The sequence below is a fragment of the Aquitalea pelogenes genome, assembly GCF_001515305.1.
Classification (GTDB): domain Bacteria; phylum Pseudomonadota; class Gammaproteobacteria; order Burkholderiales; family Chromobacteriaceae; genus Aquitalea; species Aquitalea pelogenes.
In genome coordinates, this window is record NZ_LNQV01000029.1 from 37723 (window position 1) to 52816 (window position 15094).

17 protein-coding genes and 1 pseudogene are annotated in these 15094 nt (G+C 61.0%); 11 read left to right on the forward strand and 7 right to left on the reverse strand.

What is annotated here, in order from left to right; genetic code table 11:
* Window positions 1-175: 175 nt before the first annotated feature.
* The 6 genes from AWT75_RS13265 (at window position 176) to AWT75_RS13290 (ending at window position 6152) form a co-directional block, all read left to right on the forward strand.
* A complete protein-coding gene (locus AWT75_RS13265) occupies window positions 176-2401 on the forward strand; it encodes a primosomal protein N' (protein ID WP_082696097.1) in 2226 nt (741 codons plus the stop codon).
* A complete protein-coding gene (gene dacB / locus AWT75_RS13270; RefSeq protein ID WP_062789532.1) occupies window positions 2402-3814 on the forward strand; it encodes a D-alanyl-D-alanine carboxypeptidase/D-alanyl-D-alanine endopeptidase in 1413 nt (470 codons plus the stop codon).
* A gap of 26 nt (window positions 3815-3840) precedes the next feature.
* Entirely contained in the window at window positions 3841-4098 is a 258-nt protein-coding gene (grxC, locus tag AWT75_RS13275) for a glutaredoxin 3 (protein ID WP_045845463.1), read from the forward strand.
* A 147-nt stretch (window positions 4099-4245) separates the two neighbouring features.
* Window positions 4246-4698 carry a protein-export chaperone SecB gene (gene secB, locus AWT75_RS13280; protein WP_045845464.1) on the forward strand — a complete coding sequence of 151 codons (453 nt, stop codon included), beginning with the start codon at window positions 4246-4248 and terminating at the stop codon, window positions 4696-4698.
* A complete protein-coding gene (locus AWT75_RS13285; protein WP_062789535.1) occupies window positions 4698-5144 on the forward strand; it encodes an SH3 domain-containing protein in 447 nt (148 codons plus the stop codon). The genes secB and AWT75_RS13285 overlap by 1 nt, the downstream gene beginning before the upstream one ends.
* A gap of 3 nt (window positions 5145-5147) precedes the next feature.
* A complete protein-coding gene (locus tag AWT75_RS13290) occupies window positions 5148-6152 on the forward strand; it encodes an NAD(P)H-dependent glycerol-3-phosphate dehydrogenase (protein WP_045845466.1) in 1005 nt (334 codons plus the stop codon).
* A gap of 84 nt (window positions 6153-6236) precedes the next feature.
* Here the strand turns inward: AWT75_RS13290 and AWT75_RS13295 are convergent, their stop codons facing one another.
* From AWT75_RS13295 to aroQ, 7 genes are all read right to left on the reverse strand, one after another.
* Window positions 6237-6467: a hypothetical protein gene (locus AWT75_RS13295; protein WP_045845467.1), complete on the reverse strand. Its 231-nt coding sequence runs from the start codon at window positions 6465-6467 to the stop codon at window positions 6237-6239.
* Window positions 6468-6654: 187 nt separating this feature from the next.
* A complete protein-coding gene (locus tag AWT75_RS13300) occupies window positions 6655-7200 on the reverse strand; it encodes a thioredoxin domain-containing protein (protein ID WP_062789537.1) in 546 nt (181 codons plus the stop codon).
* 124 nt (window positions 7201-7324) lie between these two features.
* A complete protein-coding gene (locus AWT75_RS13305; protein WP_062789539.1) occupies window positions 7325-8491 on the reverse strand; it encodes a DUF3426 domain-containing protein in 1167 nt (388 codons plus the stop codon).
* The gene (gene prmA, locus AWT75_RS13310) at window positions 8488-9384 is read right to left on the reverse strand and encodes a 50S ribosomal protein L11 methyltransferase (protein ID WP_045845470.1); all 897 of its coding nucleotides are present in this window, start codon (window positions 9382-9384) and stop codon (window positions 8488-8490) included. The genes AWT75_RS13305 and prmA overlap by 4 nt, the downstream gene beginning before the upstream one ends.
* Complete coding sequence (accC, locus tag AWT75_RS13315; RefSeq protein WP_045845471.1) at window positions 9384-10742, reverse strand: acetyl-CoA carboxylase biotin carboxylase subunit; 1359 nt, start codon at window positions 10740-10742, stop codon at window positions 9384-9386. Before accC ends, prmA begins: the two co-directional genes overlap by 1 nt.
* A gap of 98 nt (window positions 10743-10840) precedes the next feature.
* A complete protein-coding gene (gene accB, locus AWT75_RS13320) occupies window positions 10841-11305 on the reverse strand; it encodes an acetyl-CoA carboxylase biotin carboxyl carrier protein (protein ID WP_045845472.1) in 465 nt (154 codons plus the stop codon).
* Window positions 11306-11339: 34 nt separating this feature from the next.
* Entirely contained in the window at window positions 11340-11789 is a 450-nt protein-coding gene (aroQ, locus tag AWT75_RS13325; protein WP_045845473.1) for a type II 3-dehydroquinate dehydratase, read from the reverse strand.
* Window positions 11790-12089: 300 nt separating this feature from the next.
* Between aroQ and queA the strand changes: the two are divergent.
* The 5 genes and pseudogenes from queA to AWT75_RS23525 all read left to right on the forward strand — a co-directional run bounded on the left by queA (window position 12090) and on the right by AWT75_RS23525 (window position 14896).
* Window positions 12090-13120, forward strand: a pseudogene (gene queA / locus AWT75_RS13330) (tRNA preQ1(34) S-adenosylmethionine ribosyltransferase-isomerase QueA).
* Window positions 13121-13147: 27 nt separating this feature from the next.
* A complete protein-coding gene (locus AWT75_RS13335; protein WP_045845475.1) occupies window positions 13148-13519 on the forward strand; it encodes a gamma-butyrobetaine hydroxylase family protein in 372 nt (123 codons plus the stop codon).
* Between the two features lie 2 nt (window positions 13520-13521).
* A complete protein-coding gene (gene ubiE, locus AWT75_RS13340) occupies window positions 13522-14256 on the forward strand; it encodes a bifunctional demethylmenaquinone methyltransferase/2-methoxy-6-polyprenyl-1,4-benzoquinol methylase UbiE (protein WP_045845476.1) in 735 nt (244 codons plus the stop codon).
* 11 nt (window positions 14257-14267) lie between these two features.
* Window positions 14268-14729: a LysE family translocator gene (locus AWT75_RS13345; protein ID WP_275575742.1), complete on the forward strand. Its 462-nt coding sequence runs from the start codon at window positions 14268-14270 to the stop codon at window positions 14727-14729.
* Window positions 14726-14896 (forward strand): LysE family transporter, encoded by a 171-nt coding sequence (locus tag AWT75_RS23525; protein WP_275575743.1) that lies wholly within the window; start codon window positions 14726-14728, stop codon window positions 14894-14896. Before AWT75_RS13345 ends, AWT75_RS23525 begins: the two co-directional genes overlap by 4 nt.
* Window positions 14897-15094 lie beyond the last annotated feature (198 nt).

Here is a 15094-nt window from a genome sequence, read left to right on the forward strand (position 1 = left end):
AGCAAATTGTCAAGTCCGATGGGCAAAATTAGTGCAATGTATGTAAGTAGTTGAAATTAAAAGAAATATTATTCTGATTAATTTTTGTGCAATCTAATGGAAATGCTGATTTAATGGCCTTTCCATGCCAGGATGCAGAGTTGTTCACAAAGATATCCACAGCTTCTGTGCATAGATGGCGCAAAGCCTTGTCGGTGCTGGGTTTGCTGTAAAGGGAAAATTTACCGTGGGTTCTCAGAGAGTTCAGGTGGTGGTTGATCTGCCCCTGTTTGGCGCATTTACCTACCTGTCTCATTTTGATGTCATACCCGGTCAACGGGTGACGGTTCCCTTTGGCAAAAGACAGCTGTGCGGCGTAGCCGTCACTGGCATACCCCCAGAGGGTTTGTCCGACAGCCAGCTCAAAACCATCGATCAGGTGTTTGACGGTTTGCCGCCACTACCGGCGGATTTCCTGGCCCTTACCGAATTTGCCGCTGCCTATTACCACTATCCCCTTGGGCCGACGCTGTTTACCGCCTTGCCCACCGGCCTGCGTGAAGCGCGTGATATCACCCCGGTCGATGAACGTCCGTTTGGCCTGAGCGAGCTGGGGCAGGCAAGCCAGCCTCCTGCACGGCAGCGGGCGCGCCTGGCCTTGTGGCAGGCATTGTGCGATGGCCCGCTTACGCAGGCACAAGCCCGGCTGGTCACGCCGCAGGCAGGCAAGATTCTGGCGGACTGGCTGGCCGAGGGGCTGGTGCTGCGTGTGACGGCAGAAAAGCCTGCCTTGCAGCTGGGCAGTGCGCCACAACTGAATGCAGACCAGCAGGCCGCACTGGATGCCTTGCTGGCGCAGCCCGGCGGCTTCCAGCCCTGGCTGTTACATGGCATCACCGGCAGTGGCAAGACCGAAGTGTATTTGCAGCGCATTGCCCACAGCCTGGCTGCCGGGCAGCAAGTGCTGGTACTGGTGCCGGAAATCAACCTTACCCCCCAGTTGGTGGAGCGCTTCATCCAGCGTTTTCCCGCCACCCGCATTGCGGTACAGCACAGCCAGCTGGCGGAAGGCGAGCGCCTGCGCAACTGGCTGGACGCCTGGCAAGGACGTGCCGATATCGTGATCGGCACCCGCTTGTCGGTATTCACCCCCATGCCGCGCCTGGGGCTGATCGTGGTGGATGAAGAGCATGATGGCTCGTTCAAGCAGCAGGACGGCTTGCGCTACCATGCACGTGATCTGGCCATCTGGCGCGCGCACCGGGCCGGCTTGCCCATTATTCTGGGCAGCGCCACGCCCAGTCTGGAAACCGTGGCCAATGTCGAAGCCGGACGCTACCGCCAGCTCAAGCTCAGCCAGCGGGCCCATGGTGCCGCCAGGCTGCCGCAGGTACGGCTGGTGGATACCCGGCGTGCCAAGCTGACCGAAGGGTTGTCCGATCCGGTAATCAAGGCCCTGGCTGCCCGGCTGGAACGGCGCGAGATGAGCCTGGTGTTCATCAACCGGCGCGGTTTTGCCCCGGTGCTGGCCTGTAGTGATTGCGGCTGGACCAGCGGCTGCCCGCGCTGCTCCACCCGGCTGGTGCTGCATTTGCTGGAGCGCAAGCTGCGCTGCCACCATTGCGGCTGGGAAGAGGCAGTACCCCATGCCTGCCCGGAGTGCGGTGCGCCGGACATCAAGCCGCTGGGCGAGGGCACGCAGCGGCTGGAATCCGCACTGGGGCGCCTGTTCCCTACTGCGCGCATCCTGCGCATAGACCGCGACACCACCCAGCGCAAACAAGCCTGGGAAGAGATTTACCGCCAGGTGCATGCCGGTGAGGTGGACATGTTGGTCGGCACCCAGATGCTGGCCAAGGGCCACGATTTTGGCACCCTGTCGCTGGTGACCGTGCTGAATGCCGATGGCGGTTTGTATTCGGCTGACTATCGCGCTTCCGAACGCCTGTTCGCCCAGCTCACCCAGGTGGCCGGCCGCGCAGGCCGGGCCGATGCCCCCGGTGAAGTGCTGGTGCAGACACAATGGCCGGATCACCCGCTTTATCAGGCACTGGTGGCGCACGATTTTGATGGCTTTGCCGCCAGCCTGCTGCAAGAGCGCCGTCAGGCAGCCTTTCCGCCGTCGGTACATCAGGCCCTGCTGCGTGCCGATGCCACCGAACTGGCGCAGGCTACGGCCTTTCTTACCCAGATACGCAGTCAGGTACAAAACCTTGCCGCTGGCGTGCTGATTTCCGGCCCGGCCCCGGCGCTGATGGTGCGGCTGGCCAACCGCGAACGCGCCCAGCTGGTGCTGGAGTGTGCCAACCGTCAGCAGCTGCACCAGTTTCTCGATCAATTACCCCCGCTGCTGGATCAACTGGCACGCCAGTATGGCCGCGGTTTGCGCTGGTCGCTGGATGTCGACCCGCAGGAGATGTAAATGAAGGTGTTTTTCCCCGTTGTGGCACTGGCGCTGTCCTGCCACATTGCCACTGCCGCCGCGCTTGACCTGCACGGACTCAAACCCGATGAACTGGCGGTCTGGGCCGCTCCGGTAGAAGGCGGCCCGGAGCTGGCCAGCCTGCGTGCAGATGTGCCGGTCAACCCGGCTTCCACCATGAAATTGCTCACCAGCTGGAGTGCGCTCAACCGGCTGGGCCCCGGCTACCGCTGGACTACGCGCCTGGTCTCGGCCGCACCGGTACAGGACGGTGTGCTCAAGGGTGACCTGGTATGGGTAGGGGCGGGCGATCCACGCTTTGGCATGGCCAATCTGCGCAGCCTGCTGCACGACCTGCGCCTGCGAGGCATACGCCAGATTGATGGCCGATTGCTGCTGGACAAGAGCGCCTTCAGCAGCATAGGTACGGCCGAAAATTTTGGCGGGGACGAAGGCAAATCCTTCACCGTCGAGCCAGACGCCCACCTCGTCGCATTGAAAGTGGCCTGGTTGCGTTTTTTCAATGACAGCAACGGCACACGCGTAGTGCTGGATCCGCCACTGGCCGGTGTCAGCCTGCAGGCGCGGCTGAGCAATGGCGGTGACACCGCAGCCACTTGCCCGGATGTGCGCCAGTGGGTGCACATCAGAGAGCAGGGCAGCCAGCTTGAAGTCAGTGGCAAGCTGCCCGCCGCCTGTGATGGCAGCCAGGCCTATGTCAACGTGCTGGATCACAACGACTTTGCCGCACAGAGTTTCACCGCCTTGTGGCAAGAGCTGGGCGGCAGCGGCCCGCAGGGCATGGCACTGGGCCGCGCACCGGCCAATGCGCGCACGCTGGCGCAATTCCAGTCCGAGCCACTCACCACGGCGCTTAACGACATCAACAAGTACAGCAACAACACCATGGCGCGCACGGTATACCTGACGCTGGGGCGCGAGGCGGCAACAAGCGGCGATACCCCGGCCGATGCCCAGGCTGTGGTGCGCAGCCTGCTGGCCGAGCAACATATCGCGGCAGATGCGCTGGTGCTGGAGAACGGTTGCGGCTTGTCGCGCCGCGAACGGGTATCGGCCCGCCTGCTAGGCCAGGTATTGCTCAACGCCGCCCGCGGGCCATATGGCAACGAATTGATGACCAGCCTGCCGCTGGCAAGTGAAGACGGCACGCTCAAGCGCCGCTTTGCCAGCATCGGCCCGCGTCTGCGCATGAAAACCGGCACGCTGAAAGACGTGAAGGCCCTGGCCGGCTACTGGCAGGCGGCAGATGGCCGCCGACTTGCCATGGTGGCCATCGTCAACAGTCCGCGAGCGCCAGCCATGGCCGGCGCACTGGATGCCGTGGTGGCCGACCTGATTCACCGCTTCGACCGCAGCGCGTCCGCCCCGGCTGACGCTATAATGCAACCCTGAACCCACCACGCATCAACAGGTTTTTCATGAAACACGTCACCATGTACACCACGGCGGTTTGCCCGTTCTGCATTCGTGCCAAGCAATTGCTGGCCAGCAAGGGCGTGACCGGCATTGAAGAAATCCGCATCGACCTGGACCCGGAAGCCCGCGACCGCATGATGAGCAGTACCGGCCGCCGCACCGTGCCCCAGATTTATATCGGCGACACCCATGTGGGTGGCTGCGACGATCTGGTGGCCCTGAACCAGGCCGGCAAGCTGGACATCCTGCTGGCGGATTGACCGCCATCAAGCCCACATCAGGCAGCGGACAAACACAGCAGGGATAGCACGGGCACCCTCTGGTGGCCTGCCGTGCTTTCATGCGATGATGCGAGCTTGATTTTCTGACCAACCGGCCGCTGCGTGCGGCCCTGAGCGAGACAAGACATGAGCGAACAACAAGAGCTGCAACCGGTTTTCTCCATCGAAAAGATCTACGTCAAGGACCTGTCCCTGGAAGTGCCGAATGCACCGCAGGTATACCTGGAAGCCGCCCAGCCGGAAATCGACATGCAACTGGCCAGCGAAGGCAAGCAGATTGACGATGGCTTCTTCGAAGTTGCCCTCACCGTGACCGTAACGGCCAAACTGCCGGAAAAAACCATGTTCCTGTGCGAAGTGACCGAAGCCGGCATCTTCCGCATCGAAAACGTACCGGCCGAAGACATCGAACCGATTCTTGGCGTGGCCTGCCCGAACATCCTGTTCCCGTATGCGCGCGAGACCGTGTCCAATCTGGTAAACCGTGCCGGCTTCCCGCCGGTGCTGCTGTCGCCGATCAACTTCGAAGCGCTGTACATGCAACAGCGTGCCCAGCAAGCCGAAGCCGGCAACGCCTGATGCTGCGCCGCCTCGTCACTGTCACCGCCATGCTGGCCGGGTTCATTGCCCTGCCAGCCCAGGCACTGGAGTTCCGTTCGGTCAAGGAAACCGGCGTGGCGCTGTACGAGGCGCCTGCGCTGAGTGCCAAAAAGCTGTTTGTGGTCAGCCGCTACTACCCGGTGGAGGTCCTGTCCAGCCAGAAGGAATGGTCACGTGTGCGTGATGCCACCGGCGGCATCGCCTGGATACCGCTGGCGGCACTGTCCTCGCAACGCTGGTTGCTGGTGACCGCCGACCAGGCCGTGGTGCGTGATGCACCGGCTGCCGATGCCAAACCCTTGTTTTCTGTCGCACGCGATGGCGTATTGCAATGGCAGGAAGCCCCCAGGGACGGCTGGGTGCGTATCAAGCACCGTGACGGCAGTGGCGGTTATGCCCGCATCAGCGATCTGTGGGGTTTGTAAATCATGAAACTGGCCATTCTGGGAAGCGGAGCCTGGGGCAGTGCCCTGGCCATGGCGTTTGCCCGTCATCATGATGTCAGCCTGTGGGGACGCGATGCCGCCCTGATGGCCGAACTGGCAGCCGAGCGCGTGAACCGTCGCTATCTGCCGGATTGCCGGTTTCCCGACTCGATTACCCTGACTGCCGAATTGCCGCGTGCCATCCAGCATGCCGAGCTGATCCTGATCGTCACCCCGATTGCCGGTTTGCGTCCCACGCTGCGGGCGCTGACTGCGCTGTCATCCGGTTTGCCGCCCATCCTGTGGGCCTGCAAGGGCTTTGAAGCGGGTTCCAGCCTGCTGCCGCATCAGGTGGTGGCCGAAGAGTTGCCGCCGGATCACCCCTGCGGTGTGTTGTCCGGCCCCAGCTTTGCCCGTGAAGTGGCCGAAGGCCTGCCCGCTGCCGTCACCATTGCGTCGGACGATGCCGAGTTTGCCCGTCGTATCGCCCGTGAACTGCACAGCCCGCTGCTGCGCCTGTATGCCAATGATGATCTGGTAGGGGTGGAAGTGGGTGGTGCGGTAAAGAATGTGATGGCCATTGCCACCGGTGTGGCGGATGGACTGGGTTTTGGCATGAATGCGCGTGCCGCGCTGATTACCCGCGGGCTGGCGGAAATCACCCGTCTGGCCAGTGCACTGGGTGCCAGCCAGCAAACCATGATGGGCCTTGCCGGCATGGGCGACCTGATCCTGACTTGCACCGGCGCGCTGTCGCGTAACCGGCAGGTGGGCCTGAAGCTGGCAGAGGGCAAGTCGCTGGACAGCATTCTGGCCGAACTGGGCCATGTGGCCGAAGGCGTGAGCACCGCGCGTGAGGTGCTGACCATGGCCGAACGGCTGGAAGTGGAAATGCCGATTACCGCTGCGGTATGCGGCTTGCTGTATCAGGGCAATGACCCGCACCGGGTGGTGGAGGGATTGCTCAGCCGAGCGCCCAAGTCTGAAGGTGGCGGTGCATTGCAATGATGCCCGCCTCCAAGCATGAAAAAAGCCTCCGTCGTGGAGGCTTTTTTCATGCTGGCAAGTGCCAGCAGCACGGCCTGATCGGGCTCAGTGAGTGCGCTGGTTTTCACGCAGGCTTTGCGCATCCCAGTAGGCATTGATTTTCTGGATGCGCTGCTGCTCGGCAGCCGGCAGCTTGTCAAATTGCGCCTTGATGGCTTGCTGTTCGGCTTGCCAGGCAGCCACGCTGTCCGGGGCCGGCGGGTTGTTGTTGGTGTCGTGGGCAAATGCTGCGCTGCTGGCAATCAGGGTAATCAGGGCGATGGCGGCGGTTTTCATACTGTGCTCCTTGCTAAGTGCGTTATCTGCTGTGTCTGACAGCTTGAGTACAGTATATTGACCATTTATTTTTCAATAAATACCATTTAATTTAATCATTTGTTTACTATTGGTGTTTAATTCGAGGAAACTTACGGGCCGGCAGTTTGTCACTGCGGCCCGTAGTAGCAGCGTGTTGCAGTCTGCTTCACCGGGGTGTGGCGGAGCCCGGCTCCGGTTCAGCTGCCAGCAGGGCGGCAATGGCATGCTGGTTGAAACGGTCGGTGGTGTGGTGCAGGCGTTCGGCGTAGTGGATCAGGTTATCACCATCGGCAATCAGGATGGCTGGTGCCGTATAGCCGCTCAAGGGATAGCCCATTGCCAGTACGCCGTACTGCTTGTGGAAGTCGCGCCCGCGCAGGGTGGATAGCAGGCTCACGCCGGGCAGGCCATGCGCCTGACGGCAGCGCAGCAGCGAGGAGGGCGAATCCACCGTGATGACGATAATGGCCAGTTCCGGCCAGCTTTCCAGAAAGCGCCGGGTGTCCTGCAATAGCGCCAGTCCGGCGTGCTCGTCTTCATCCACCGATAGCAGGGTGATGATGACCTTGGGCTGACCGGCAAAGTTCTCCAGCGCCAGGTCGCGTTTCTGGTCATCCACCAGCATGAAGCTGGGCAGAAACTGTCCTGCCTGCGGGAAGTCTCCGGCGACAGGGATGTCTTCGTCACCGTATTGCAGAATGAAATCGCTCATGCTTGTCTCCTTGTCCGTATCCTCATGGTGGACAGCATGGCGCCAAAAACAAGGTCGATTACTGGTTTTGTTGACCAATGACGTAAAAAAAGCGGCCAGGGCCGCTTTTTTGCTGGGCGCAGAATCAGGGATAGAACCAGTACAGGCTGTAACCCATGGCGCGTACCTTGCCGATGTCCAGCCGCATGGTGATCTTCACCTCACTGTTGGCATTGAAGCGTTGCAGCTTGAGGTCGTCCGCCTTCAGGTATTCCTTGGGTGCAAACACCTTGCGGATCAGCACCTGGTCGTCCGCATCCTTCAGCGACACTTCCAGCATCGGGTAATTCTGGGCAAACGCCGCGTGGTTTTTCAGTGTGGCGGACAGCTGGACCAGATTGGGATGTTCCGGCACGAAAGCCAGTTCCGACCATTCGGTACGGATCTGCGCAATGTCGCTGGGCCAGGGCACCTTGCAACCGGCCAGCGAGCAGAATGCTTCCAGCGCCGGGCGGGCTTCCGGAACTTCAGCTGCAATGCGGGTGCGGTTGAAATACACCAGTTGGCCTGCCAGCAGCAGGGTGGCGACGGTCGCCAGCAAGACCATCAACACGGTCAGCAGCGGATTGCGGGCCTTGCCGACTGCGGCTTCATCAGCATGTTCGCTGTCGTGGGCTGCATTGGCGTCCTGATGCGGCAGTTCCATGCCGGCGCTGGCCGGTACTTCGGGCTCGGTGCTGTCCGGTGTGGCGGCAGGGGGGATGTTTTCATCGTTGCCACGGCGTGATTTGCCAAAGACATCGGGCAAGCCCTTGTCCTCTTCGGCATCGACCGGGCTTGCAGCGTAGGCAGCAGTGGCAGCGGGAGCGCGTCGGGTATTGAGGGCTTCGGCCAGTGCGCGCTGGAATTCTTCCGCTTCGCTGCGCTGTTGCTCGGTGTCGGCCGCAGCCACGTCGCCTTCTGGCGCGATGTCCAGATTGAAGTCATCGCTGACCGGTGTTTCGGCGGCAGTCTGTGGGTCGAAGTCGGGCAATTCCAGCTCGAAATCGTCCATCGGGTCGTGCGCCTGCGGCGCTGACGGCGGTGGCACCAGTGGGCTGGGTGCTGCAGGAGACGGGGCAGGTGCCGGGCCAGGCACCTCTGGCTGGGTCAGAACCGGCGGGGTCGCCGGTTCGGTACTGACAAAATGCTCGGTAGCGTTGAATACATGCGCACAGCGCCCGCAGCGAACCAGGCCTTTGGCGGCGGCTAGCTGCGTATCGTTAACCTTGAAACGGGTCTGGCAACTCGGGCACTGTGTGGTGTAGCTCATACGCTTGGGCGTCGGGTTCCTGTCAGTCGGGTCCAGCCTTCATCGAACACCGGAGTGTCCATGGTGAACCACTGCGCATAAATCGCAGACAGTTCGTCGGCTTGCTCGGCAAGAATGCCGGAAAGCACGATTTTACCACCGGTTTTCACATGACTGGCCAGCAGCTGACCCAGCATGCGCAGCGGATTGGCCAGAATGTTGGCCAGCACCACATCGTACTGGGCAGCCGGATTGGCATCCGGCAGGCAGAAGGTGGCGGTCACATTGTTCTGGTCCGCATTGTCGCGGCTGGAGCGCACGGCCTGGGCGTCGATGTCCACACCCACGGCACTGCCAGCACCCAGCTTGAGCGCAGCAATGGCCAGGATGCCGGAGCCGCAGCCGTAGTCCAGTACGCTTTCACCGCCGGCAACATGTGCATCCAGCCACTGCAGGCACAGCCGCGTGGTGGGATGACTGCCAGTACCGAAGGCGAGGCCCGGGTCCAGTTGCAGGTTCACCGCATCCGGTGCCGGGGCGTCGTGCCAGGTGGGGGTGATCCACAAGCGATCCGAGATGCGGATAGGCTCGAACTGGGACTGGGTCAGGCGTACCCAGTCCTGCTCTTCCACGCGCTCGGTCTTGTAAACCGGCATGCCCAGCTTGCAGGCGTTGCAGGCAGCGGCAATCAGCAGGGCCACGTCGGCATCTTCGGCAAACAGGGTGATGATGCGGCTGTGGTTCCACAGCTTGTCCACCGGCATGCCGGGTTCGCCAAAGATGGGCTGTTCCTGGTCGGTACCGGCCAAGGCGTCTTCAATGGCGGTCGACAGCGCACCCGCATCCATCAGCGCATCGGCCAGGCGTTCGGCCACCGCCGAATCGGTATCGATGGTGGCTTGCAGCCAGGCCATTATGCGTCTCCCTTTTTCATTTGCGACAGGCGCTCTTCCAGATAGTGGATGCTGGTGCTGCCACGCTGGAAGGCGGCATCCATGAACAATTCCTGGTGCAGCGGGATATTGGTCTTGATACCGGAGATGGAGATTTCCGACAGCGCAACGCGCATGCGGGCCATGGCCTGATCGCGGGTGTCACCGTAGGAAATCAGCTTGCCCACCATGGAGTCGTAATGCGACGGCACGGTATAGCCCTGATAGATGTGCGAGTCGATACGGATGCCGGGGCCACCAGCCGGGTGATAGCTTTCGATCTTGCCGGGCGACGGTACGAAGGTGAAGGGGTCTTCGGCGTTGATACGGCATTCCATGGCATGGCCGCGCAGCACGATGTCGCTTTGCTTGTAGCGCAGCTTTTCGCCGGCAGCAATGCGGATCTGCTCCTGCACGATGTCCACACCGGTGATCATTTCCGTTACCGGGTGTTCCACCTGTACGCGGGTGTTCATCTCGATGAAGTAGAACTCGCCGTTTTCGAACAGGAACTCGAAAGTACCGGCCCCACGGTAGCCAATGCGGCTGCACGCTTCGGCGCAGGCGGTGCCAATACGCTGACGCTGCTCGTCGGTAATGCCCGGAGCCGGTGCTTCTTCGATGATTTTCTGGTGACGACGCTGCATGGAGCAGTCGCGCTCGCCCAGGTAGATGGCATTGCCGTATTCGTCGGCCAGAATCTGGATTTCGATATGGCGCGGCTGCTGCAGGTATTTCTCCATGTAGACAGTCGGGTTGCCGAATGCCGCACCGGCTTCGGTACGGGTCATCTGTACCGAGTTGATCAGTGCGCCTTCGGTATGCACCACGCGCATGCCGCGACCACCACCACCACCGGCGGCCTTGATGATCACCGGGAAACCGATTTTCTTGGCAATCTTGACGATCTCGGCCGGATCATCCGGCAGGGCACCGTCGGAACCCGGCACGCAGGGCACGCCAGCGGCAATCATGGCGTCCTTGGCGGATACCTTGTCGCCCATCAGGCGGATGGTTTCCGGGCGCGGGCCAATGAAGACGAAGCCGGATTGTTCCACGCGTTCGGCAAAGTCGGCGTTTTCCGACAAAAAGCCATAACCCGGGTGGATGGCCTGGGCGTCGGTCACTTCGGCGGCAGCAATCAGCGCCGGTACGTTCAGGTAGCTTTTGGTCGACGGAGCAGGGCCGATGCAGACCGATTCATCGGCCAGCTTGACGTATTTGGCTTCACGGTCGGCTTCGGAATGCACGACCACGGTCTTGATGCCCATTTCGCGGCAGGCGCGCTGGATGCGCAGGGCGATTTCGCCGCGGTTTGCAATCAGGATTTTTTCAAACATGGTATGGACGTCCGTTGGGTGGCGCGTCAAACAACAGGGGCACTGACGCGGTGTCGTGCCCCTGTCATCTCTGGCGTCTATTAGCGAGGCAGAGAGGATTACTCGATGATGAACAGCGGCTCGCCGTATTCAACCGGCTGGCCGTCTTCGGCCAGTACGGCCTTCACCACGCCGGAACGGTCGGCTTCGATTTCGTTCATCAGCTTCATGGCTTCGATGATGCACAGGGTGTCACCGGCATTCACGCTCTGGCCAACTTCCACGAAGGGCTTGGAGCCCGGGCTGGCGGAGCGGTAGAAGGTGCCTACCATCGGCGACTTCAGTGCATTGGCATTGTTGGCGGCAGCCGGGGCTTCGGCAGCGGCGGCCGGTGCGGCAGCAGCCGGAGCGGCAACTTGCTGTTGCATCGGCATTTGCATCATCGGCTGGGCGTAGGCAATTTGCTGTGCATTGGCCGATACGCGGGTGATGCGGACTTTTTCTTCCCCTTCGGTCACTTCGAGTTCGGCAATGCCGGATTCTTCGACGAGATCGATCAGTTTCTTCAGTTTACGCAGATCCATGGTAATCCTTCGGATGGGATGTACTTTATTATGTTCAGGCTTGCGCAGACAGACGCCGGATGGCGTGCGCAAGTGCCAGTTCATAGCCCTGGGCGCCCAGGCCGCAAATCACGCCGACTGCCAGATCCGAAAAATACGAATGATGGCGGAAGGGTTCGCGGGCATGGACGTTGGACAGGTGAACTTCTATGAATGGCACCTTCACCCCGGAAATGGCGTCACGCAGGGCAACGCTGGTGTGGGTGAAGGCCGCTGGATTGATGATGATGAACGACGTTCCGTCTGTCATGCAGGCATGAACGCGTTCGATCAATAGGTGTTCGGCGTTGCTTTGCAGCGCCTCAAGCTCGAAACCGGCGGCTTCGGCCTGTTCGGTCAGCCGCTGGTTGATGGAGGCAAGCGTATCCCGGCCATAGTGCTGTGGTTCCCGTGTTCCAAGCAGATTGAGATTGGGGCCGTGCAGCACAAGGATTTTTCCGGTCAAAGCTTTGCTCCTGAGTTCAACATGGGCGCGAGTTTGCCGCAAATGGCGACACGATGTCTAGCTTTTCCAGTATTTCAAACGGTTGTTTGATGTGTGAAACTAACTGCCGGTTTCCCCGGAAAGCCCGCCATTTCGAGCGAAAGCACTACAGTGAACCGCATTTTAAACGGTGGCAAATTTTTTACAGTTTCTTGCCACATACCCTTGATCAAGCTCAAATTCCACCCCGGGCCGAACAAGTCCGTGCCGGGGCAGGCGGTCGCAGGTATAATTTGCCGGTTTTGATTCGAGCTTCACACCATGCTGCTGTCTGATTTTGATTACCACCTGCCTGATCACCTGATTGCCCAGCACCCGCCTGCGGTGCGTGGTGCCAGCCGTTTGCTGCACGTTGCCGGCTCTACCCTCAGCGACGGCCAGTTTGCCGATTTTGCCAGCCTGCTTAGGCCGGGCGACGTGATGGTGTTCAACGACACCCGTGTCATCAAGGCGCGACTGTTCGGCGAAAAAGCCAGTGGCGGCAAGGTTGAAGCACTGATCGAGCGGGTACTGGACGAGCACACTGCACTGGCGCATGTCCGTTCTTCCAAATCGCCCAAGCCCGGCACCCGGCTGATTTTTGCCGAACGCTGGGAAGCCGAAATGCTGGGCCGTGAAGGCGAGCTGTTCAAGCTGCGCTTTCTGGCCGAGGACAATCTGTTCGACATTCTGGACGCCTCCGGCAAGCTGCCGCTGCCTCCCTATATAGAGAGAACGGCAGAGGGCGAGGACGACGAGCGCTACCAGACCGTGTATGCGCGGGAAAAAGGCGCAGTAGCGGCACCGACTGCGGCCTGCACTTTACCGAGGAAATGCTGGCCGCCCTGCAAGCCAAGGGCGTGGAGCTGGCCTATGTCACCCTGCATGTGGGCGCAGGCACTTTCCAGCCGGTACGGGTGGAAAACATTGCCGACCACAAGATGCACAGCGAAATCTACGATGTGCCGCAACGCACTTACGATCTGATCCAGGCCGCCCATGCCCGTGGCAGCAAGGTGCTGGCTGTTGGAACCACCAGCATGCGTGCGCTGGAATCCGCCGCCCGTAGTGGCGAACTGGTGGCTGGCCGTGGCGAAACCGACATCTTCATCACCCCCGGTTACCGCTTCCGCGTGGTGGACCGGCTGCTCACCAATTTCCACCTGCCCAAATCCACCCTGCTGATGCTGGTGTCGGCCTTTGCCGGTTATGCGGAAATGCGTGCGGCCTACGCCCATGCAGTGCAGCAGGAATACCGTTTCTTCAGCTATGGCGACGCCATGCTGCTGGAGCGCAAGGACGAACAGGGCTGAACCCCTTACCCCACAGATGAGGCAGACATGGCAGGATTGACTCCCGATAGCCCGCAAGTGCAGGAAATCACCTTGCATGCAGTGTCCCGCACGCTGGAAATCAGTTACGAGGATGGTGCCCGTTTCCAGCTACCGGCTGAATATTTGCGCGTGTATTCGCCTTCGGCCGAAGTGCGCGGACACGGCGCGGGGCAGGAAGTATTGCAAACCGGCAAGCGCCATGTCGGCATCACCGCGCTGGAGCCGGTTGGTCATTACGCGCTGAAGATCACCTTTGATGACGGCCACGACAGCGGCCTCTATAGCTGGTCTTACCTTTACGAGCTGGGCACGCAGCAGACCGCGTACTGGCAGGATTATTTGAATCGCCTCGCCGCCGCTGGCGCGAGCAGGGAGTGAATATGGATCAAGAAACGCATTTTGGCTTCAAGACGGTGGCCGAGAGTGAAAAGGCCGGCAAGGTAGCCGAGGTTTTCCACTCTGTCGCCAAGAAGTACGACGTGATGAACGACCTGATGTCCGGTGGCCTGCATCGCGTGTGGAAGCATTTCACCCTCACCACCTCCGGCGTGAAACCCGGTGACAAGGTGCTGGACATCGCCGGCGGCACCGGCGACCTGGCGCGCGGCTGGAGCAAGCGCGTGGGCAAGAAGGGCGAAGTGTGGCTGACCGACATCAACAGCTCCATGCTGACCGTGGGGCGTGACCGTCTGCTGGACGAAGGCCTGATTCTGCCGGTATCGCTGGCCGATGCGGAAAAACTGCCGTTCCCGGACAATTATTTCGATGCGGTGTCGGTGGCCTTCGGCCTGCGCAACATGACGCACAAGGACGCCGCGCTGAAGGAAATGTGCCGCGTGCTCAAGCCGGGTGGCAAGCTGATGGTGCTGGAGTTTTCCAAGGTATGGAAGCCGCTGTCGCCCTTCTATGACTTTTATTCCTTCAAGGCGCTGCCGGTGATGGGCAAGATGGTGGCCGGCGATGCCGACAGCTACCAGTACCTGGCCGAATCCATCCGCATGCATCCGGATCAGGAAACCCTGAAGGCCATGATGCTGGAAGCCGGTTTCGGCAAGGTGGATTACCACAACATGACTGGCGGCGTGGTGGCGCTGCATAAGGGCTACAAACTGTAAGGACGCACGCCATGGATGGCATCACCAATCTGTGGGCCTTCATGGCGGCAGGTCTGTTGCTTAACCTGACGCCCGGCCCGGACACCTTCTACATTCTGGGTCGCAGTACGGCACAGGGCAGCAAGGTGGGGCTGTTGTCGGCGCTGGGCATAGGCCTTGGCAGTCTGGGTCATACCCTGCTGGCGGCCTTTGGCCTGTCGGCGCTGCTGGCGACATCTGCCATGGCCTTTCTGGCGGTGAAGCTGCTGGGAGCGGGCTATTTGCTGTGGCTGGGGGTGAAGATGCTGCGCCGCCCTGGTAGCAGTGTCGCTGGCGATGCAGCCCGGCTGGAAGCTGCGCGTCCGGGCAAGATCCTGCGTGAAGCGTTCTTCACCAATCTGTTCAACCCCAAGGTGGCGCTGTTTTTCCTCGCCTTCCTGCCGCAGTTCGTCAAGCCGGGTGCACCGCGCTGTCTTTTGTCATTCTGGGGCTGACCTTTGTCGCCACCGGCCTCGCCTGGTGCACCTTGCTGGCCTTGCTGTCGGCGCGGCTGGGTGACTGGCTGCGACGCAAGGGCGTGGCACAGCGGCTGGACCAGCTGTGCGGTGGCCTGTTCATCCTGCTGGGTATCAATCTCTTGTTTGCCCGCTTGAAGCACTGAGCCAGCATTCTTCCGGAGAAGACGCGATGCGCATTCAGATTGCAGTATTCAATCATCTGCTCAACCAGCAGCCCGCCGTGCGTGCCGAACTGGCAGCCCATGCCGGGCGGCGACTGGGTGTGGTGCTGGCACCGATGACAGTGCGCGGGGTGGTGACCGAAGAGGGCTGGCTGGCCGCCTGCGAGGGCGAGCCGGAAG